This is a genomic window from Acidimicrobiales bacterium (genome assembly GCA_036273495.1).
Classification (GTDB): Bacteria; Actinomycetota; Acidimicrobiia; order Acidimicrobiales; family JAJPHE01; genus DASSEU01.
In genome coordinates, this window is the sequence record DASUHN010000123.1 from 1 (window position 1) to 19,502 (window position 19,502).

The 19,502-nt window shown below is 73.5% G+C and carries 18 protein-coding genes and 1 pseudogene; 11 read left to right on the plus strand and 8 right to left on the minus strand.

The genetic code is table 11. From position 1 onward, the window contains the following. Together VFW24_05180 and VFW24_05185 are read right to left on the minus strand one after the other, a co-directional pair. Positions 1-246: alpha-hydroxy-acid oxidizing protein (locus VFW24_05180; GenBank protein ID HEX5266145.1), on the minus strand; the 246-nt coding region annotated here is incomplete at its 3' end. Positions 247-263: 17 nt separating this feature from the next. After that, complete coding sequence (locus VFW24_05185) at positions 264-773, minus strand: SRPBCC family protein (GenBank protein HEX5266146.1); 510 nt, start codon at positions 771-773, stop codon at positions 264-266. Positions 774-880: 107 nt separating this feature from the next. Between VFW24_05185 and VFW24_05190 the strand changes: the two are divergent. Next, positions 881-1,696 (plus strand): annotated as a pseudogene (locus VFW24_05190) (nitronate monooxygenase). A gap of 13 nt (positions 1,697-1,709) precedes the next feature. Here VFW24_05190 and VFW24_05195 read toward each other — a convergent pair. Together VFW24_05195 and VFW24_05200 are read right to left on the minus strand one after the other, a co-directional pair. Further along, entirely contained in the window at positions 1,710-2,600 is an 891-nt protein-coding gene (locus VFW24_05195; GenBank protein ID HEX5266147.1) for an EamA family transporter, read from the minus strand. Beyond that, on the minus strand, positions 2,601-3,530 hold the full coding sequence (locus VFW24_05200; protein ID HEX5266148.1) for a DegV family protein: 930 nt from the start codon (positions 3,528-3,530) through the stop codon (positions 2,601-2,603). On the opposite strand from VFW24_05200, the gene VFW24_05205 reads away from it, so the two are divergent. The 8 genes from VFW24_05205 to hpnH all read left to right on the plus strand — a co-directional run bounded on the left by VFW24_05205 (position 3,421) and on the right by hpnH (position 12,394). Continuing rightward, a complete protein-coding gene (locus VFW24_05205) occupies positions 3,421-4,233 on the plus strand; it encodes a TetR family transcriptional regulator (protein HEX5266149.1) in 813 nt (270 codons plus the stop codon). The two genes, VFW24_05200 and VFW24_05205, sit on opposite strands and share 110 nt — an antisense overlap. A gap of 80 nt (positions 4,234-4,313) precedes the next feature. Further along, positions 4,314-5,213, plus strand: a complete 900-nt coding sequence (gene hpnC, locus VFW24_05210) for a squalene synthase HpnC (protein ID HEX5266150.1) — start codon at positions 4,314-4,316, stop codon at positions 5,211-5,213. Beyond that, complete coding sequence (locus tag VFW24_05215; protein HEX5266151.1) at positions 5,210-6,094, plus strand: squalene/phytoene synthase family protein; 885 nt, start codon at positions 5,210-5,212, stop codon at positions 6,092-6,094. The genes hpnC and VFW24_05215 overlap by 4 nt, the downstream gene beginning before the upstream one ends. Positions 6,095-6,144: 50 nt before the next feature. Beyond that, positions 6,145-7,482 carry a hydroxysqualene dehydroxylase HpnE gene (gene hpnE, locus VFW24_05220; protein HEX5266152.1) on the plus strand — a complete coding sequence of 446 codons (1,338 nt, stop codon included), beginning with the start codon at positions 6,145-6,147 and terminating at the stop codon, positions 7,480-7,482. Further along, positions 7,479-8,498: a polyprenyl synthetase family protein gene (locus VFW24_05225; protein HEX5266153.1), complete on the plus strand. Its 1,020-nt coding sequence runs from the start codon at positions 7,479-7,481 to the stop codon at positions 8,496-8,498. Before hpnE ends, VFW24_05225 begins: the two co-directional genes overlap by 4 nt. A 10-nt stretch (positions 8,499-8,508) precedes the next feature. After that, positions 8,509-10,446 (plus strand): squalene--hopene cyclase, encoded by a 1,938-nt coding sequence (gene shc / locus VFW24_05230; GenBank protein ID HEX5266154.1) that lies wholly within the window; start codon positions 8,509-8,511, stop codon positions 10,444-10,446. Next, entirely contained in the window at positions 10,443-11,387 is a 945-nt protein-coding gene (ispH, locus tag VFW24_05235) for a 4-hydroxy-3-methylbut-2-enyl diphosphate reductase (GenBank protein HEX5266155.1), read from the plus strand. Before shc ends, ispH begins: the two co-directional genes overlap by 4 nt. Continuing rightward, the gene (gene hpnH, locus VFW24_05240) at positions 11,387-12,394 is read left to right on the plus strand and encodes an adenosyl-hopene transferase HpnH (protein HEX5266156.1); all 1,008 of its coding nucleotides are present in this window, start codon (positions 11,387-11,389) and stop codon (positions 12,392-12,394) included. The genes ispH and hpnH overlap by 1 nt, the downstream gene beginning before the upstream one ends. A 75-nt stretch (positions 12,395-12,469) precedes the next feature. Here the strand turns inward: hpnH and VFW24_05245 are convergent, their stop codons facing one another. Next, positions 12,470-13,906, minus strand: coding sequence for a hypothetical protein (locus VFW24_05245; protein HEX5266157.1), 1,437 nt, complete (start codon positions 13,904-13,906; stop codon positions 12,470-12,472). 45 nt (positions 13,907-13,951) lie between these two features. Here VFW24_05245 and VFW24_05250 point away from each other — a divergent pair, with 45 nt between their 5' ends. Then, a complete protein-coding gene (locus VFW24_05250; GenBank protein ID HEX5266158.1) occupies positions 13,952-14,740 on the plus strand; it encodes a siderophore-interacting protein in 789 nt (262 codons plus the stop codon). Positions 14,741-14,885: 145 nt separating this feature from the next. On the opposite strand, the gene VFW24_05255 is transcribed toward VFW24_05250, so the two are convergent. Then, entirely contained in the window at positions 14,886-16,514 is a 1,629-nt protein-coding gene (locus VFW24_05255) for an APC family permease (protein ID HEX5266159.1), read from the minus strand. Positions 16,515-16,643: 129 nt separating this feature from the next. After that, positions 16,644-17,582, minus strand: coding sequence for an aldolase/citrate lyase family protein (locus VFW24_05260; GenBank protein ID HEX5266160.1), 939 nt, complete (start codon positions 17,580-17,582; stop codon positions 16,644-16,646). 49 nt (positions 17,583-17,631) lie between these two features. Between VFW24_05260 and VFW24_05265 the strand changes: the two genes are divergently transcribed. Continuing rightward, complete coding sequence (locus tag VFW24_05265; protein ID HEX5266161.1) at positions 17,632-19,071, plus strand: amidohydrolase family protein; 1,440 nt, start codon at positions 17,632-17,634, stop codon at positions 19,069-19,071. Positions 19,072-19,080: 9 nt separating this feature from the next. Here VFW24_05265 and VFW24_05270 read toward each other — a convergent pair. Continuing rightward, a partial coding sequence (locus VFW24_05270; protein HEX5266162.1) for an acetyl-CoA hydrolase/transferase C-terminal domain-containing protein occupies positions 19,081-19,502 on the minus strand: 422 nt, incomplete at its 5' end.

Consider the following 19,502-nt stretch of genomic DNA (forward strand, 5'->3'; position numbering starts at 1 on the left):
CTTGCCGACATCGGCGAGCACGCGCGGCCGGAACTCCACAGCACGGAACGCCGCCACGTTGCGCGCCAGGGTGAGCTCGTCCTCGGCGCCGCCGTCGATGTAGTCGAACACCCCTCCGGGTAGCCGCCGGCGCGCCATGCGCCGCAGGTCGTCGACCGAGGCCGCCCGCCGCAGCCGCCGCCTGACCGGGTCCCACTCGACGGGGCGGAAGCGCAGGACCGACCGCAGGGTGTCGACGACGCGCACCGACCGCGCCCTACCCGTCAGGCCTGGCGGTCGTTCGTCGCCTCGGCGTGGCGGCGCAGGGTGGCCAGGGTGGCCTCCATCCCTGCCCGGTTGTGCGCGTTCCGGTCCGTGATGCCCATCACCGGATTCGAGAGCCGGTCCATCCAGGCCGGCCTGCGGTCCGTCCAGCTCTCCCGCACGCGCGTCCCCCGGCCCTGGGCCAGGAACTCGTAGGTCCAGCGGGAGATCGGGAGCCCGGGCAGATCTACGTCGAAGCTGAAGCGGGCTCCCGGCTCCGCCTCCACCACCGTGCACCGGGTCGACCACCTCCGCCAGCCGAGCCGGTTGCTGCCGCGGAAGCGGGCTCCGACCCTGGCCCCGGCGGCCCCGCCTACCCAACGGCACGACGTCGTCTCCGGGCTCCAGTCACCCATCCGGGTCACGTCGCTGACCAGGTCGTACAGCACCTGGGGCGGGGCGGCGATCACCTCTTCCACCGCCGCGTCAGCGGTCCCGCTCCCCTCGGCCCCGCTCCCCTGTTTCCCCATCGGCCTCTCCCCTGCCCCGCTGTCCGCCCGGACGTTAACGTCGGGTGGTCGTGGAGACCAGGTTCACCGAGCTGGTGGGATGCCGGGCCCCCCTGCAGCTGGCGGGGATGGGAGAGGTCGGCACTCCCGAGCTGGCGGCTGCCGTGTCGGCAGCAGGCGGCCTCGGGATGATCGGCGTGGCGGGAGAGCCCCTGGCCCAGCGGATCGCCGCCCTCGAGCGGCTGGGCCCGGTGCCGTGGGGCGTGAACTTCCTCGGTCCCTTTCTGGATGCCGCCGACGTCGAGACCGCCGCAGGCCGGGCCCGGGTCGTCGAGATCTTCTGGCGGGAGCCCGACGCCGACCTCGTCCGGCGCATCCACGACGGCGGCTCCCTGGCCAGCTGGCAGGTCGGCTCGCTGGGCGAGGCGCGTGCTGCGGCCGAGGCGGGGTGCGACCTGGTGGTGGCCCAGGGCGTGGAGGCCGGCGGGCACGTGCGCGGCACCGTTCCCCTCCTGGCCCTGCTCGACGCCGTCCTCGACGCCGTCGGGGAGTCGACTGTGGTGGTGGCCTCCGGCGGGATCGGCTCGGCCCGTTCGGTCGCGGCCGCGCTGGCCGCCGGAGCCGACGCCGTGCGCGTCGGGACCCGATTCGTGGCCAGCGCCGAGTCCCGGGCCCACCCCGACTACAAGCAGGCTCTGGTCGACGCCGCCGCCGGGGAGACCGTGCTCAACGACGACTATGGCCGTGACACCGGCTGGCCCGACGCGCCGAACCGGGTCCTCCGACACGCCCTCGAGCGCGCCACCGCGACCACCGGCGAGGTGGTGGGCCGGATGCAGCTGTCCGGGCGCGACGATTTCCTCCCCATCCCGCGCCTGTCCCCGCTACCGCCGACGAACCGGTGCGAGGGGGACATCGGGGCCATGGCGCTGTACGCCGGGGAGTCGGTGGGGGCCGTCAGGGACGTCCGGCCCGCCGCCGAGATCGTCCGGGAGCTGCTCGAGGGAGCCGAGACCGCTCTGAGGTCAGCGCCACGCCGGCCAGCACGAGAGGCAGGCCGAAGCCCATCCCCACGGTGAAGCGCTCCCCCAGCAGGGCGATCCCGAGCAGGAGGGCCACCGCCGGGTTGACGTAGGTGATCATGGTGGCCCGCACCGGTCCGATGGCGCCGATCAGGGCAAAGAACAACAGGAACGCCACCGCCGTGCAGACCACCGCCAGCGTGGCGACCGAGCCCGCCACCTCGAGGCTGACGCGTGGCGGCAGATGCGACAGGCCCCACGGGGCGTAGGCCACCGCCGTCAGCGCCAGCGAGACCGCCACCAGTCCGAGGGCGGGCAGGTCCGAGAAGCGCCTGCTTACGATCAAGGGACCGCAGGCGTACCCGAAGGCGGTGACCGCGATCTGGCCGAGGGCGGCCCAGCTGGCCCCCCGGACGTCGACGCCGACCAGGAGGGCCACCCCCACCAGGCCGACGACGAGGCCGGAGACCGTGCGGCGGTCGAAGCGCGTCGAGCGCCAGCCGACCACCACGCCCATGAGCGGCACGGTCGCGACCAGCAGGGCCGCCAGCGAGCTCGGGATGCGCCGCTCGGCGGAGGAGAGAAGGCCCCAGGGGACGGCCAGCTCGACGGTGGTGTAGAGGACCACCCACGGCCACCGCTCGACGAGCGGGCGGATCAACCCCCGCCGGAACGCCAGGGGCAGCAGCGCCAGCGCCGCCGGCGCCGTCCGCAGGAACACCAGCGTCCCCGGGGTGAGCTCGCGCACCGAGACGCGGATCAGCAGGTAGGGGATGCCCCAGATCACGCCCATGGCCCCGAACAGGAGCCAACCGCGACGGTCCAACTACGCCGGGGCGCTGAGCCAGGCGATGCCCACGAGCCCCACACCGGTGTGCAGGGTCATGGCCGGGCTGAAGCGGGCGGGTGCCGCAACCGCGGTGCCGAGGGCGTTCCGGAGCTGGCGGGCCGGGCCGATGGCGCCGGCGTGGAACACCGTCGCGGCGGAGCCCTCCCGACCGCCCCGCCGCTCCCACTCCTCGACCAGGGCCCCCGCCAGGTCCCCCTGCTCGTCGTGGCCGATGGCCTCCACCGCTCCGTCCCTGAAGGCGAACATCGGGCTGGCCCCGCCCCGACGCGCCGCCTCCAGGCTCGGGGAGGGCACCAGTCCTCCCTCCTCGAGGGCGTCGAGGGTCTCGAGGGCGGCGATCAGGCGCGCCCGGCGCACCGCGTCGTGCGTGGCCTCGAGCACCGCCGCCGGCTCGGCGCCGGCCGCGGCGGCGCGAGCCGCCACCTCGACGACCAGACCCTGGGCCGACGCCGCGGTGCGGGTGTCGACCACGTCCACCTGCCGGTCGGTGAGCCCGGCCGCCAGGCGGGCCGTCCGGCACATGATCGTGAAATCGGTGGCCGGCGTCAGGACCAGCACGTGGTCGCCAGGGGGGCCGGCCTCGATGGCGGCGACGTAGTCGAGGACCGAGGGCGGGACCGATTTGACCGGCTGGTGCTGGGCCAGGGCCCGGTGGACCCGCTCGGGGTCGACCGTGTCGTCGCGGGCGTCGGGACCCCGACCGAACACGATGCCGATAGGGACCACGCGTACCGGCAGACGTCGTGCCACCCTGGAGGGGAGACACGCGCTCGAATCGGTCACGACGAAAGTTGCCATGAGCCCCGGACCCGCCTCAGCCGCCGGTCCCGATGACCCGGGACCGGAGACCGTCAGCTTCACCATCCGGGAGCTGATCGAGCAGTCGGGCGTTCCGGTGGCGACCATCCACCACTACCGACGGCTCGGACTCCTTCCCCCGGCCGAGGAGGTGGCGCCGAACCGTTTCCTCTATGACCGCCGGCACCTGCAGGCCCTGGTGCTGATCCGGCGGCTCCGGGAGCGCGAGCTGTCGTTGGATGCCATCGCCGAGATCCTCCCAGATCTGATGGCCTCGGAGGAAGAGGCGTTCCGTCCCGAGATGTGGGACCGGGCGGCGCGCGAGCTGCGCTCGTCCGGGCGGGGGGCGGTGGCGGGACGGCTGGTGGCGGCGGCCACGGCGGCCTTCGCCCGGCACGGCTACGCCGAGGTGACGGTCAGTGACGTGTCCGCCGCCGCCGGCCTCGGCAAGGGCACCGTGTACCGGCACTTCGCATCCAAGGAGGAGCTGTTCTTCGCCGTGGCGGAGACGCTCGTGACCGACGTGGTGGCGGCCTTCGACGAGCAGGGGGGAGACGGGCGGGTCCCCCGGGACAAGGCGGCGGCGGTGTTGGCGGTGGAGCTCCGCCCCCACCTGCCGATCGTGCTCGACCTGGTCAGCGGCGCCCTGCGCAGGCAGCCCGGCCACGAGGAGGCGGCCCAGCGCTTCCTGCTCCTCCTGGCCACCCACGTCGGGGAGCGGGTGCACGGCCGGGGGGACCCCCTCGAGCGGGGCTTCGAGGTCCTCGTGACCGCCTTCGAGAACTCCGTGGGCGCCGCTCTGGGGCTCTGACCACAAATCCTTGACGGGCCCCATCGAGGCATATACAACTGTGCGACCCACGGGTCACATACTTGTACGTTAGGAGCCGCGTGGTCGTTTTGGGTGACCCGACGCGGGCCCCGGCCGGTGTCCCCACTGAAGCCGAGGTCCTGGGCCGGGCGTCGGGTGAGAACTTTCCCGTGGCTTCGCGCTGGCTCCTCGGGCCGGCCCGGAACCACCTGGTGGCCCTGTACGGCTTCGCCCGGCTGGTGGACCAGCTCGGGGACAGCGCCGACGGTGACCGCCTGGCCCTCCTGGACTGGGCCCAGGCCCAGCTGGAGGAGGCGGCGGCGGGACGGGCCGGCCACCCCGTGTTCTGCCGGCTGTCCCCCACCATCCGGTCGTGCCGCCTCCCCCTCCAGCCCTTCCGGGACCTGATCGAGGCCAACCGGCGGGACCAGTCGGTCCAGCGGTATGCCACCTTCGACCAGCTCCGGGGCTACTGCCGCCTCTCGGCCGATTCGGTCGGCCGGCTGGTGCTCGGCGTGTTCGGCGTGGCAGGGGAGGAGGAGACCGCCCTCTCCGACTCGGTGTGCACCGGGCTGCAGCTGGTCGAGCACTGGCAGGACGTGGCCGAGGACGCCGCCGCCGGCCGGATCTACCTGCCGCTCGAGGACATGGAGACGTTCGGCGTGACCGAGGCGGAGGTCCTGGCGGCGGGGCCCGGGGCGGGGGGACCAGGGGGCCCCGCCTCTCCCCGCCTCCGCTCCCTGCTGGCGTTCGAGACGGCCCGGGCCCGGGACCTCCTGGAGACCGGGGCCGGACTCGTGGCGCGGTTGCGGGGAAGGCCCCGGCTGGCGGTGGCGGGGTTCGTGGCGGGCGGCCTGGCGGCGGCCGACGCCCTGGCCGGGAGCGGATACGACGTGCTGACGGGACCGCCCCGCCCCCGCCGGGCCCGGGTGGCGGTGCACGGAGCCGGCCTGATCCTGCGCCGTGGGGGCCGGGGATGACCGCCGTGCGCCCCTCGCCGGGCGGTTCCGCCGTCGAGGAGGCCTACCACCGGTGCGAGGAGATCACCCGCCGGGAGGCCAAGAACTTCGCCTACGGGATCCGACTGCTGGCGCCGCCGAAGCGCCAGGCGCTCTCGGCCGTGTACGCCCTGGCCCGCCGCATCGACGACATCGGGGACGGTGCCGGCGAGCCCGGGGCGAAGCTGGCGGCGCTGGCCGGGGTGCGCACGTCCCTCGTGGCGATCCGCGCCGGGACGCCGCCACCTGAGGAGGACCCGGTCCTGGTGGGCCTGGCCGACGCCGCCCGCCGCTATCCCATCCCGTTGGAGGCCTTCGACGAGTTGATCGAGGGATGCGAGATGGACGCCTCGGGCGCCACGTACCGCACCTACGAAGAGCTGCGCGGCTACTGCCGGCGGGTGGCGGGGTCGATCGGACGTCTCTCGCTGGGCGTATTCGGCACGCCGGACCGGACGGTCACCGATCCCATGGCGGACTCGCTGGGCACCGCCCTGCAGATCACCAACATCCTCCGTGACATCGTCGAGGACCGCGACCAGCTGCGCCGGATCTACCTGCCCGCCGAGGACATCAGCCGCTTCGGCTGCCATCCCGACCTGTCGGGGCCGATCGACGCCGTCTCCGCCCTGGTGGTCTTCGAGGCGCGCCGGGCCGAGGAGCTGTTTGCCCACGGTTACCAGCTGCTCCCCCTGCTCGAGCGCCGCAGCCGGGCGTGCGTCGGGACCATGGCCGGGATCTACCGGCGCCTGCTGGGCAGGATCGTCGACGATCCGGCGGCGGTGCTGCGCGGCCGGGTGTCGGTACCGACCGGCCAGAAGCTCTTGGTGGCGGCGCGCAGCCTGGTGGGCCGAGCGGCGTGAACGGGCCTCGCAAGCGGGGATCGCAACCCGGAACCGGTTCAGTGGCGGTGGTGGGAGGGGGGCTGGCCGGGCTGGCCGCCGCCCTGGAGTGCGCCGATGCCGGCGCCGGGGTGACGCTCATCGAGAGCCGCCCCCGGCTGGGAGGGGCCACGTGGTCCTTCCGCCGGCACGGGGCGTGGTTCGACAACGGCCAGCACGTCTTCCTCCGCTGCTGCACCGAGTACCGGCGCTTCCTCGACCGGCTCGGGGTGTCGAGCCACGTTCACCTGCAGAGCCGGCTGGACGTGCCGGTGATCTCGCCCTCGGGGCGGACGGCGCGCCTGCGGCGCTCCCAGCGGCTGCCCGCTCCGCTGCACCTCGGAGTGACGCTGGCCCGCTACCGCCATCTCTCGCTTCCCGACCGGGCCCGCCTCCTGCCCGCCGCGCTGGCGCTGCGAGCCGTCGATCCTGACGGCCCCGCCTCTGACACGGTGACCTTCGGCCAGTGGCTGGCGGCCCGGGGTCAGAGCCCGGCGGCGGTCGAGCGCCTCTGGGACCTGATCACCCTGCCCACGGTGAACCTGCCGGCGGCCGAGGCGTCCCTCGCCATGGCCGCCAAGGTCTTCCGGACCGGCCTGCTCGAGGAGCCCGGTGCCGCCGACATCGGCTGGTCGCGTCTGCCGCTCGGTCGCCTCCACGGCGGGGCGGGGCGGCGCGCCCTCGAGGCGGCCGGCGGCCGGGTGCGGCTGGGCACGGCCGTCGCCGCGGTCGAGCCCGGTCCCTCCGGCGTCCGCGTCGTCACCGCCGACGGCAACGGTGACGAGTACGACGGCGTCGTCGTGGCCGTTCCGCACGACAGGGTCGGACCCCTCCTGCCGCCCGGAACGGTGCCGGCGCAGGCCCGGCTGACCGAGCTCGGCACCTCCCCGATCGTGAACGTCCACATCGTCTACGACCGCCGGGTCACCGACCACGCTCTGCTGGCCGCCGTCGACAGCCCGGTGCAGTGGGTGTTCGACCACACCGAGCCGGCCGGCCTCGGTCAGGGCCAGGCCCTGACCGTCTCACTGTCGGCTGCCGACGCCCATCTGGGCCGGCCTGCGGCGGCGCTGGCGGCCGGCATCGTCGGCGAGCTGGCCCGCCTGCTGCCGGCGGCGGCCTCCGCCCGCGTCGAGCACACGGTCGTGACGCGCGAGCGGGCCGCCACCTTCCGCGCCGTGCCGGGCACAGCGGCGCTGCGGCCCCCGGCGGTCACCGCCCACCCGCGCGTGTGCGTGGCCGGAGCATGGACCGACACCGGGTGGCCCGCCACCATGGAGGGAGCGGTACGCAGCGGATCCGCCGCCGCCCGCCGCCTCCTCGTCTCGGTCCGACCGCAGTCCCGACTACCCGAGGAGGTTCCCTCTTGACGACCGTCCAGACGGCCCCCGATGTCCTCACCCGGGCCCGTGCCCTCGTCGTTCCCGCCCTCGAGGAGGCGGTGGCCCGCCTCAACGATGAGCTGCGGCTGCCCGTGGAGTACCACCTCGGGTGGCGCGCCGCAAACGGGGCGCCGGTGCCGGGGCGCTCGGGCAAGTTCGTCCGTCCCGCCCTGGCCGTCCTGTCGACAGAGGCGGCGGGGGCCCCTGCCCACGTCGGAGTGCCGGGCGCAGTGGCGGTGGAGCTGCTGCACAACTTCTCGCTCGTGCACGACGACGTCATCGACCGCGACGCCGAGCGGCGACACCGGCCGACGGTGTGGGCCCAGTTCGGCGTGGCAACGGCGGTGATAGCCGGTGATGCACTGCTGGCGCTGGCCCATCAGACCCTGCTCGACCAGCCCGGAGCCGGCGCCCGGGTCGCGGCCCGCTCCCTGGCGTGCGCGACCACCGCCCTCATCGGCGGCGAAGCCGACGACATGGCCTTCGAACAGCGCCTCGACGTGTCGGTCGACGAATGCCTCGAGATGGCCATCGGCAAGACCGGCGCCCTGCTCGCCTGCGCGTCCTCGATCGGCGTTCTCCTCGCCGAAGGCGGGGTGGAGCTATACGAGGCCCTGGCCGACTTCGGGCTCAACGTGGGGCTCGCCTTCCAGGCCGTCGACGACGTCCTCGGCATCTGGGGGGACCCGGCGGCCACCGGCAAACCGGCGTGGAGCGACCTGCGCGACCGGAAGAAGACCCTGCCGATCGCGGTGGCGCTGGCGTCCGGCCACGCCGCCGTGGACGAGCTGCGCGCCCTGCTCGGTGGCGACCTGCTCGGCGACGACGAGGTCGCACGCGCCGCCGTCCTGGTCGAGGTCTGCGGGGGTCGCGACGAGACCGAGCGCCAGGCCCGCGCCTTCCTTGGGGCCGCCCTCGAGGCCATCGACGACGTCGACCTCCCGGCGCCCACCCGCGCCGAGCTCACCGACCTGGCCCGCTTCGTCGTCGACCGGGACTTCTAGGCGAGATCCCGTGGCCCTCACCGCCGACCCCGCCGACACCGTCGCCGCTGTCGACACCCGTCTCGACCAGGACCGGCAGGAGCCGGAAGCGGCCGGCGCCCTCGACCGTGCCGTGCACCGGCTCGTCGAGCTGCAGGACCCCGCCGGCTGGTGGAAGGGGGAGCTGGAGACCAACGTCACGATGGACGCTGAAGACCTCCTGCTGCGGCACTTCCTCGGGATCCTCAGCGCCGAGGACGGCGCCGACACGGCGCGCTGGATCCGCAGCCAGCAGCGCGACGACGGGACGTGGTCCACCTTCTACGGCGGGCCGCCGGACCTCTCGACGACCATCGAGGCCTACGTCGCCCTCCGCCTCACGGGCCAGGCCGCCGACTCCCCCCACCTGGGCCGGGCAGCCCGCTGGATCCGCGCCGCGGGCGGAATCGAGGCGTCACGCGTCTTCACCCGCATCTGGCTGGCCCTGTTCGGGGAGTGGCGGTGGGAGGACCTGCCCGCCCTGCCCCCCGAGGTCGTGCTGCTCCCGCCCGGTGTCCCCCTCAACATCTACGACTTCGCGTGCTGGGCCCGCCAGACGATCGTCCCCCTCACCATCGTGGCCACCCACCGGCCGGTGCGGCCCCTGCCCTTCACCCTCGACGAGCTGCGCACCGGTTCCCCACCTGCTCGTCCCGGCGGGAAGTGGGGTCTCCTGGACCGCCTGCTCCACACCTACGGTCGGCTGCGCCCCAACCCCGTGCGGGCCCTGGCCCTGGGCCGGGCGGAGCGGTGGATCCTCCGCCGGCAGGAGGCAGACGGCTCGTGGGGCGGCATCCAGCCTCCGTGGGTGTACTCGATCCTGGCCCTGCACCTGCAGGGGTACCCCCTCGACCATCCCGCCGTCTCCGCCGCCCTCGAGGGACTCGAGCGCTTCACCGTCCGCGACCAGCGGGGCCGGAGGCTGGAGGCGTGCCAGTCCCCGGTGTGGGACACGGCCCTGGCGCTGGTGGCCCTCGGTGACGCCCGGTCGACCCGGACCGGCGCGGCGGCCCCCGCCGGTGACGAGGTGGACGGGGCGACGGCCCGCGCCGCCCGGTGGCTGCTGGGCGAGGAGATCGCAGTGGGCGGGGACTGGGCCGTGCGCCGCCCCCGGCTGTCTCCCGGCGGCTGGGCCTTCGAGTTCGAGAACGACAACTACCCCGACATCGACGACACCGCCGAGGTGGTGCTGGCGCTGCGCCGGGCGGCACCGGGCTCGGCGGAGGTGGAGGCGGCCTGCGCCCGGGCGGTGGCCTGGGTCGAGGGCATGCAGTGCCGCGCCGGAGGGTGGGCGGCCTTCGACGTGGACAACGACCGGGAGGCGTGCCGCCAGCTCCCGTTCTGCGACTTCGGGGAGGTGATCGACCCGCCCAGCGCCGACGTCACCGCCCATGTGGTGGAGATGCTGGCGGCGGAGCCCGGTGCCGACCACCGGGTCCTGGCCCGGGGCGTGGACTGGCTGTGGAGCCAGCAGGAGGCGGACGGCTCGTGGTTCGGGCGGTGGGGGGCCAACCACGTCTACGGCACCGGTGCCGCGGTCCCGGCCCTGGTGGCTGCCGGCGCGTCACCCTCCGACGCCCGGATCCGGCGGGCGCTGCGCTGGCTCACCGCCCACCAGAACTCCGACGGGGGCTTCGGTGAGGACCTCCGCTCCTACGACGACCCGTCGTGGCGGGGCCGGGGTGCGTCCACCCCGTCCCAGACGGCATGGGCCCTCCTGGCGTTCCTCGCCACGGGGGAACGGGGCCCGGCCGCGGCGCGGGCCGTGGCGTGGCTGGTGCGAAACCAGAGGGAGGACGGTTCGTGGGACGAGCCCTGCTTCACCGGCACCGGCTTCCCCGGCGACTTCTACATCAACTACCACCTGTACCGGCTGGTGTTCCCGGTGATGGCACTAGGCCGGTGGGTGGCGGGAACGGGGCCGGCGTGACCGTACGGCCCGCCGAGGCGCCCCTCCAGGTGGTGCTGGCCGGACCCCGGTCGTTCTGTGCCGGAGTGGAGCGGGCCATCGAGATCGTGCACCGCGCCCTCGAGCGCTTCGGGACGCCCGTCTACGTGCGGCGCCAGATCGTGCACAACTCCCATGTGGTGGCCCGCCTCGAGCGGGCCGGGGCGGTGTTCGTCGAGGAGCTCGACGAGGTGCCGGAGGGCGCCACCGTCGTGCTCTCGGCCCACGGCGTCACGCCGGTGGTCCGCGCCGACGCGGCGGGACGCCGGCTGCACGTCATCGACGCCACCTGCCCACTGGTGGCCAAGGTGCACGCCGAGGCCCGGCGCTTCAGCCGCCAGGGCCGCCACGTCCTCCTGATCGGGCACCGGGGCCACGACGAGGTGGAGGGAACCCTCGGCGAGGTACCGGGGACCCATCTCCTGGAGTCGGAGGCCGACGTGCAGGCCCTGTCCCTCGACGCCGGCGCCGAGGTGGGGCTGCTGACCCAGACGACCCTCGCACCCGACGAGGTCGCGCCGATAGCCGAGGCGGTGCGCGCCCGGTTCGCGGGCACCGCGGTGCCGGCGGCCAGCGACATCTGCTTTGCCACCCAGAACCGCCAGGAGGCGGTGCGGGCGGTGGCGGCCGAGTGCGAGGTGGTGCTGGTCGTGGGCTCCGCCAACTCTTCGAACAGCAACCGCCTGGTGGAGGTGGCGGCGCGGGCGGGGGCCCGGGCCCACCTGGTCGAGGACGCCGCCGCCGTCGATCCCCGGTGGCTCGACGGCGTGAGGCGGGTAGGGCTCTCGGCCGGGGCGTCGACCCCCGAGACACTCGTGTCCGGGGTGGTCGATCGCCTGCGTAGTCTCGGCCCGGTCGAGGTGACCACGCGCGACGTGGTCGACGAGGACGTCTTCTTCCAGCTGCCTCCGGAGGTGCGCTGATGTCACTGCCGCTGCGTCAGAACCTGCGGGTCGGGGCCTACCTGATGGGCCGCCGCCTCAGGCGGGACCGCCACTTTCCGCTGGTGCTGGAGCTGGAGCCGCTGTTCGCGTGCAACCTGGCGTGCGCCGGTTGCGGCAAGATCCAGCACCCTGTCGACATCCTCCGGCGGCGCATGACGGTCGACGAAGCGGTCGGTGCCGTAGAGGAATGCGGGGCTCCGGTCGTGTCCATCGCCGGCGGGGAGCCCCTCCTCCACCCCCAGATCGGAGAGATCGTCGACGCCCTGGTCCGGCGGAAGCGCTTCGTCTACTTGTGCACCAACGCCATCCTGATGCCGAGGCGCATGGACCGGTTCCAGCCCTCGCCCTACTTCTCGTGGGCGGTGCACATCGACGGGCTGCGGGAGCGTCACGACGAATCGGTGTGCCGGGAGGGGGTGTTCGACGAGGCGGTCGCCGCCGTCCGGGAGGCCAAGGAGCGGGGCTTCCGGGTGACCACCAACACCACCTTCTTCAGCACCGACTCCCCCAAGACCGTCCGCGAGGTCCTCGACTTCCTCAACGACGACCTCGAGGTCGACGCCATGATGATCTCGCCGGGCTACGCCTACGAGAAGGCCCCGGACCAGGAGCACTTCCTGGGCGTCGAGCAGACCACGCGCCTGTTCCAGGAGGCCTTCTCCGGAGGCGCCCGGCGCCGCTGGCGACTTAACCACACCCCTCTGTTCCTCGACTTCCTGGAAGGGCGGGCCCAGTTCGAGTGCACGGCCTGGGGGATCCCCAGCTACTCCATCCTCGGCTGGCAGCGCCCGTGCTACCTGATGGCCGACGGCTATGCCTCGAGCTACAAGGAGCTCGTCGAGACGACGGACTGGTCGGCGTACGGCCGGGGCCGGGACCCGCGCTGCGCCAACTGCATGGCCCACTGCGGGTACGAGCCGACGGCGGTAGTGGCCACGGCCGGCTCGCTCCGCCAGTCGCTGCGCGCCCTCGTCGACACCCTCTGATCCCGGGGGAGGCGGACCGCTGACGCCGGACCGCTGACGCCGGACCGCAGACGGCGGACCGCTGACCCCGGACCGCTAACGCCGGGCCAGCGTCCGCAGCCGGCGGGGCAGGGCCTGGAGCCTCACCCTGGTACGGCGGCTCCGCAGGCCCTTCTCGACGATCAGGCCGAACGACGTGGTGACGTAACCGCCGAGGGACACCCGGAGATGGGTGGTGGTGTAGGGCTCCACGTCGACGTGGCGGTCGGCCTCGCTGTCGCCGGCGGAGAAGTCGCACTCGACGTGGTGGCCCGCGGCCCGGAGCCGCCCGGCCATCTCCTCGATGTCGCGCCGCCGGAATATCACCGTCCCCCCCGCCTCGACGGTTGCGTCGTTGGACTCGACGTTGAACTCGGTGGTGTGCACCGCCACTCCCCCCGGCCGCAGGGTGTCCATCTGGGCGGTGATGAAGCGGATCCCGCTCTCGATGGACCCCAGGTGCTCGAAGGCGCAGGACGACCAGTTGAAGTCGAACCCGGCCAGGTCCCCGGGGATGGCGTTCATGTTGACGACGCGGAACGAGGTGGCGGCGCGGAAACGCTCCGGGTCGCAGAGGCCGTACGGGTTGAGGCCGTCGATCCCACCGGCGTACTGGTTGGTCTGGTCCCACCCCACCGCCTCGGCCTCGAGCGGATCCAGGTCGGTCGCCACTATGCGGCAGCCCCGGCCGGTGAAGTACGACACGAGGGGCTCGGTGCCGACGCCGAAGCCGAGCCCGCTCCTCCCCGGCTCGAGCATGCCCCGTTCGTCCAACGCCTGGATGATGAACAGCCACTCCCACAACTTGCGGTGCAGGATCACCCCCGGCGCCGCCCGCTCGCGGTCCCAGCCCGCCCGGATGGTCTCGGCCCAGTGCTCGAAGGCCGCCGACCGGAGGTCGGCCTCCCGGCACAGGTGCGAGACCATCGTGGCGCCGGGGGCCCCGGGCCCGCCGTCGTCGGGCCCGGCCGGGCCGGCGACCCCGGCCTCGGCCGGAGCGCCCATCACCTCGGTCCACGGCCGCCGCAGCAGGGGCACCAACTCCTCCGGGACCGGCATGTACCACCCACCGGCCCCAGCCCGGTCGGAGGCGAGGGCCAGGATCACGCCCACCACCGCCCGCTCGACGAGTCCGACCCCGGGCGCCCCGGGGCCGAGGGCGTGAGCGGCGCGCTCGCGACCCACCAGCCCGGCGAAGTTCATGACCGCCCGGGAGAGCGGGTCGATGGAGTAGAGGTCCGGGGGATGCTGGGGGTGGGGCCACGTGTACCGGAGGGCCTCGAACCATCTCGGCTCCAGCTCCCCCTTCGGTGAGTCGCTGACGTGCCGGAAGGCGTCCGCCAGCCCCTCGCACTGCTCGGGCGACAGGGAGCTGGCCCCGTCGACGACGGTCACCATCCGGCGGACCTCCGGTCCCCCCGTCCGCACCAGGCGGTCGCGGTCGTAGCGGCGCCGGGCCTCGGCGTCGTGGGCGGGGTCGGAGCGTCGCTGCACGCCTCCCAGTCTCCTACGTCCACCGGGCCGTGTTCTGATGGGGCCGTGGCGGAACGTGTGAGGCGGGAGCCACCGCCGTTCCGGCAGGCGGCGGTGGCCCGGGTCGAGGAGCTGAGCCCCCGCATGGTGCAGGTGACCGTGCAGGGAGCGGACCTGGGAGGCCTGGCCGGCGCCGGCCCGGCGGCCAGCATCCGCGTGCTCCTGCCCGAGCCGGGGACGGCCGAGCTGGTGGTGCCGGCCTGGGCGGGCAACGAGTTCCTGCGCCCCGACGGGAGCCGGGCCATCATCCGCACGCTGACGCCCAAGCGAGTGGACGCCGACGCGGGAGAGCTGGACGTGGCGGTGGTGGTCCACGGGGACGGAGCAGCCTCGCAGTGGGTCCGGGCGGCGGCGGCCGGCCAGCCGGTGGCGGTCTCGGGCCCGGGCCGGGGCTATGCCATCCCCGAGGACGGGACCGCCTATCTGCTGGCCGGGGACGAGACCGCCCTGCCGGCCATCGGCCAGCTCCTCGAGGCACTGCCCGTCGGGGCCGAGGTCGAGGCCCACGTGGAGCTGGCCGCCTCCGAGGGCCGGATCCCGCTGCCCGAGCGGGCCGGGGTCACGGTCGGGTGGCACGAGCTCCGCCCGGGGGACCCGCCGGGAGCGGCTCTGGTCGACGCCGTGAGCCGGGCCCCCGTCGACGGGCGGACCCACGTGTGGGTGGCCGGAGAGGCCGCCTCGGTCCAACGCATCCGGCGGATGCTGTTCGAGGAGCGGGGCCTCGCCCGCGACCGGGCCACGGTCCGCGGCTACTGGAAGCACGGCCGCCGCGCCGGATCCGGCGACGAGGCATGACCCGCTGAGCACCGGCCCGGGCGCTACGGTCGTTTCGACGATGGGCACGATCCGGGTGGTGCTGGCGGAGGACCACGTGGGCGCCTACTACCCCGCCGCCCTCGAGCTGGCGGCCGAGGGTGACGTGCTCCTCCTCCCCTAGCGCTCAGGGGGCGGCGGCCTCCTCGGGGACGGCGGTGCTGCCGATTATCTCCCTGATCTTCTCGGCCGGAAGGCTGACGTACATGGCCCAGGAGTAGATGACCAGGCTGAAGGCGACCACGACGACGATGTCCCACCACACCGCGTTGGTGCCGAACCACGGGTGCTTCATCGGCCCGAAGGTGCTGCCCCACTCCAGCACCCCCATCCCGATGAGGTAGAAGGGGAGCCAGCTGGCAGCGCGCACGTCCCAGACCGGGGAGACGGGGTTGAGCCGGAACATCCGGTTGGCGACGAGGATCACATAGCCGATGCCGATGCCTACCCCGAGCTTCCACACCGTGTCCCATCCCGACCAGAGGATCAGCAGGCTGGCGATGGCAAAGCCGGCGGGGGCCAGGACCGACGCCCCTGGCATCCGGTAGGGCCGCTCCTGGTCGGGCAGGCGCCGGCGGAACGCCCCCAGCGCCAAAGGGGCGCCGGCGTACATGAGCACGCTGGCCCCGGTGATGAGACCCACCAGCTTCCGCCAGCCCGGGAACGGCAGGAAGCAGATGCAGCCGGCGACGAAGGCGGTGATCAGCCCGACCCAAGGCACGGCCTGGCGGTCGGTCCACTCGAACGCGGACGGGAAGTAGCCGTTGCGGCTGAGCCCGTAGGACACGCGGGAGGTGGCCGTCACATAGATGAGACCCGTCCCCGACGGTGACACCACTGCGTCGATGTAGAGGATCGTGGCCAGCCACCCCACGGCCGCGAGGGTGGCGACCTGGGCAAAGGGGCCCGTGAACAGGCTGAAGGCGGCGGTGGCCCATTTGCCGTGGGCATAGCTGGGCGGCAGGGCCGCCAGGAACACCACCTGGAGAACGATGTACATGAGCGAGCCGATGACGGTGGAGCCGATGACCGCCCGGGGGATGTCCCGTTTGGGGTTGGCGCTCTCGCCCGCCAGCTGGTCGGCCTGCTCGAAGCCGAGCAGAGAGAAGATGATCCCGCTCGTCGACACCGCCGACAGGATCCCCTTGGCGCCGTAGGGATTGAACCCGTCGGCCGCGGTGAAGTTGCCCTTGTGGAAGTTCACGATGGCCAGCACGAAGATCGTCAGCAGGGGCACGCCGATCTTCCACCACGTAGCCGTGTTGTTGGCGAAAGTGAGGCGCCGGACGCTGAGAAAGTTGATGGTCACGAAGACCGCCATCAGCACGATGGCGGCCACGATCCCCGCGCCGGTCAGCACGTGCTGGGGCGGGTTGCCGGAGAGCTTCTCCCAGTGCTTGGCGAACGACCAGTGCTGTCCGTACTGGATGGCGGCCAGCACCTCGATCGGGGCCACGGTGACGGCCTGCAGCCACGAGAACCACCCGAACGACCCCCCGGCCAGGCCCCCGAAGGCGTAGTGCGGGAAGCGGGCCGTGCCCCCGGAGACGGGGTACATCCCACCCAGCTCGGCATGCGAGAGGGCCAGGATCAGGATCGCCACGCCGCCGATGGCCCACGAGATGATGGCGGCCGGTCCCGCCGTCTGCAGCGCTCCCTGGGGGGTGAACAGCCACCCCGATCCGATGATCGATCCCGTCGACGCCCAGATGAGCCCGATGAAGCCGATGTCCCGGCGCAGCATCGTCCTGCGCACCGGGGCCCCAGGCCCCGCAGCGGTCGTCGTCGCCATGTCCCCCCTGACCGAATACTCAGGCGTCGCCGGGCGGCGAGCACCCTGCGTTGCCATTCTGAACATTCGCGGTCGCGATAGCCAGCACCCGGCTCAGCCGACCACCCCCAGGTCCCGGGCCCACGCCAGGTTGCGGCGGGCCGAGCCGACGTGGGCCTGGTGGACCACGTGGCCCTCCCCCTGGTTGGCGTCCCCGTAGATGATCGGCCCCCCGCCCCGGCCCTCGGCCTCGGTCGCCAGCCGGTCGAGGTCCTGCCAGTAAGAGATCTCCTCGCTCGTCGGGCTGAACACCTCGTTGACCAGCGGCACGTGCTTCGGCTCTCCGAGCATCATCCCGTAGTAGCCGAGGTCCCGCAGCTCGGTGGCCCACCGGCGCAGCCCCTCGACGTCGTCGGTCGCTCCTCCCCACATACCGCTGATCGGATAGCGGATCCCGGCGGCCCGGGCGTCGATCAGCACCTTCGAGCGCAGGAACAGGGTCTCGCGGCCCTGGGCCGTCCAGCGGTAGCCGAGGGCCTGGTGGATGTCCCCGAAGCGCGACACGGCCCCGCCCATGTACTGCACCCGGGGCGAGGCGGCGGCGATCTCGTACGCCAGCCGCAGGCTCTGGGCCGTCTCGAGGATCGGGTAGATGGCCGTGGACCCGAGGTCCAGCCCCACCTCGGCCTCCACGCAGGTGAGCAGCGACTCCGCCCGGTACACGTCCTCGGGGCCCTCGACCTTGGGCAGCAGGATCCCCGTGAGGCTCGGCCCGATCACGGCGCGCAGGTCCTTGAGGGTCTGGCCGGTGTGCGGGGGCTGGACGCGGGCGAACCAGCGCGGCGACCCCGCCCGGGCCGCCGGTCCGTCGAGGAACCCGCGCACCGCCGCCCGGGCCCGGTCCCGCTCCGGCTCGGGGAAGGGAGTTCGCGGCTCCTCCAGGTCGATCATGACCGCATCGGCCCCGTGCTCCGACGCCCGCCCCAGTCGGGCGTCGTCGCTGCCGGGCACGAACAGCAGGGTGCGGATGGGCTTGGCGTCTTCTCTGGCCATGGGCCTGATCATGGATCACCGCCGCCACCTCCCGCGGTACGGTCGGCCCATGACCGACACCACGCGGCTCGGGGCCGCCGCGGTCCGGGAGCGGCTCGGCCACCCGGTCGTCGACGCCGACGGCCATTTCATGGAGCTGATGCCGCTCGTCGAGGACGAGATCCTGGCCTACCTCGAGGAGGCCGGAGGCGCCGAGCTACGGGAGCGCTACCGGCAGCGGCCCGTGCGCCACCTCGACACCCACCAGTTCGCCGCCGACCGCAACGACCCGACGGTGAGGGCGGAGTGGCGCAGCATGCCGTCGTGGTGGGGCAACCCGGTGGCCGACGCCCGGGACCGCGCCACCGCCCACCTGCCCGGCCTGCTGTACGAGAGGCTCGACGAGCTCGGCGTCGACGTCATGCTGACCTACCCGTCGTGGACCCTGGGGTTCCTCATGGGGTCGGACCCCGCCCTCCGCGCCCCCGTGTGTCGCGCCGTCAACCGCTACACCGCCCGGCTGTTCGACCCCTACCGGGACCGGCTGCGGTCCGTGGCGCTGATCCCGATGGAGGACCCGGCCGAAGCGGCGGCCGAGATCGACCACGCCGTGGGCGTCCTCGGCCACACCCTGGTGGTGCTGGCGGGCTACGCCACCCGCCGGCTGGGCACCGAGGCCGCCGCCTACCGGCTGGACGTTTACGGCATCGACAGCGAGGCCGACTACGACCCGGTGTGGGCCGCTTGCGTGCGCAACGGCGTGGCACCGGTGTTCCACAGCTCCCTGCAGCAGACTCATCCGGCCCGATCGGTGTCGAACTACGTCTACAACCACGTGGGCGGGATAGCCCACGCCCACGAGGCGCTGTGCAAGGCCCTGTTCATGGGCGGGGTGTACCGCCGCTTCCCCGATCTGCGCTTCGGCTACCTCGAGGGAGGCGTGATGTGGGGCGCCAGCCTGCTCGCCGACGTGCTCGGCCACTGGGAGAAACGCGGGGGCCACGCCATCACGACCCTCGACCCCGATCGCCTGGATGTGGCGGCGGTGATGGAGCTGGTGGACCGCCACGGCAGCGACGACATGCGGGACGCGTCCCCGCGCATCGAGGAGTTCCTGGCCCGGCGGGCGGGAAGACCGGCACAGCTGGACGAGTTCGCCTCCGCCGGGGTGGCCAGCGCCGGGGAGCTGATCGACGCGCTGGCGGGCCGGTCGTGGTTCGGCTGCGAGGCGGACGACCCCCTGGTGCCGCTGGCCTTCGAGCTGGGCATAGGCGGACGGCCGGTGAGCCTCCAGCCGATGCTGGGCACCGACATCTCGCACTGGGACGCCCCCGTGATGGCCGACGTGCTGCCCGAGGCGTACGAAGCGGTCGAGGACGGCCACCTCTCCGCCGAGCGCTTCGAGGCCTTCGTGTTCTCGAACGCGGTGCGGCTCCACGGCGGGATGAACCCGGCCTTCTTCGACGGTACGCCGTGCGAGAAGGAGGCCCGGGCCGTGCTCTCCGGCTGAAAGGCCGACTCAGCGGGCCCGCAGGGCCGGGCGGTGGGCCGGGTCGGCGACGGCGATGAGGGCCTCCGCCCGCTCCTGCTCGTCGAGCCCGCGCAGGTCGGCCACGCCGTGCTCGGTGACGACGACGTGCACGTCGCTGCGCGGCGTGGACACCACGGTGGGCACGGGCACGATCGAGGAGCGCTCTCCGTGGGTCGACGGCAGCACGATCAGCGACAGCCCGCCCGGGGACTGGGCCGCCGCCGCGCAGTAGTCGGCGTGGCCCCCGATGCCCGCCACCAGCCGGGGCCCGACCCGTTCGACGTTGACGGCGCCGTCGAGCCCGACTTGCAGCGCCGTATTGCAGCCTACGAACCGATCGATGGAAGAAAGGCGGCTGATGTCGTGGGACTGCTCGACCGGTACCAGTCGCAGGTGGCCGGCGTCGAAGA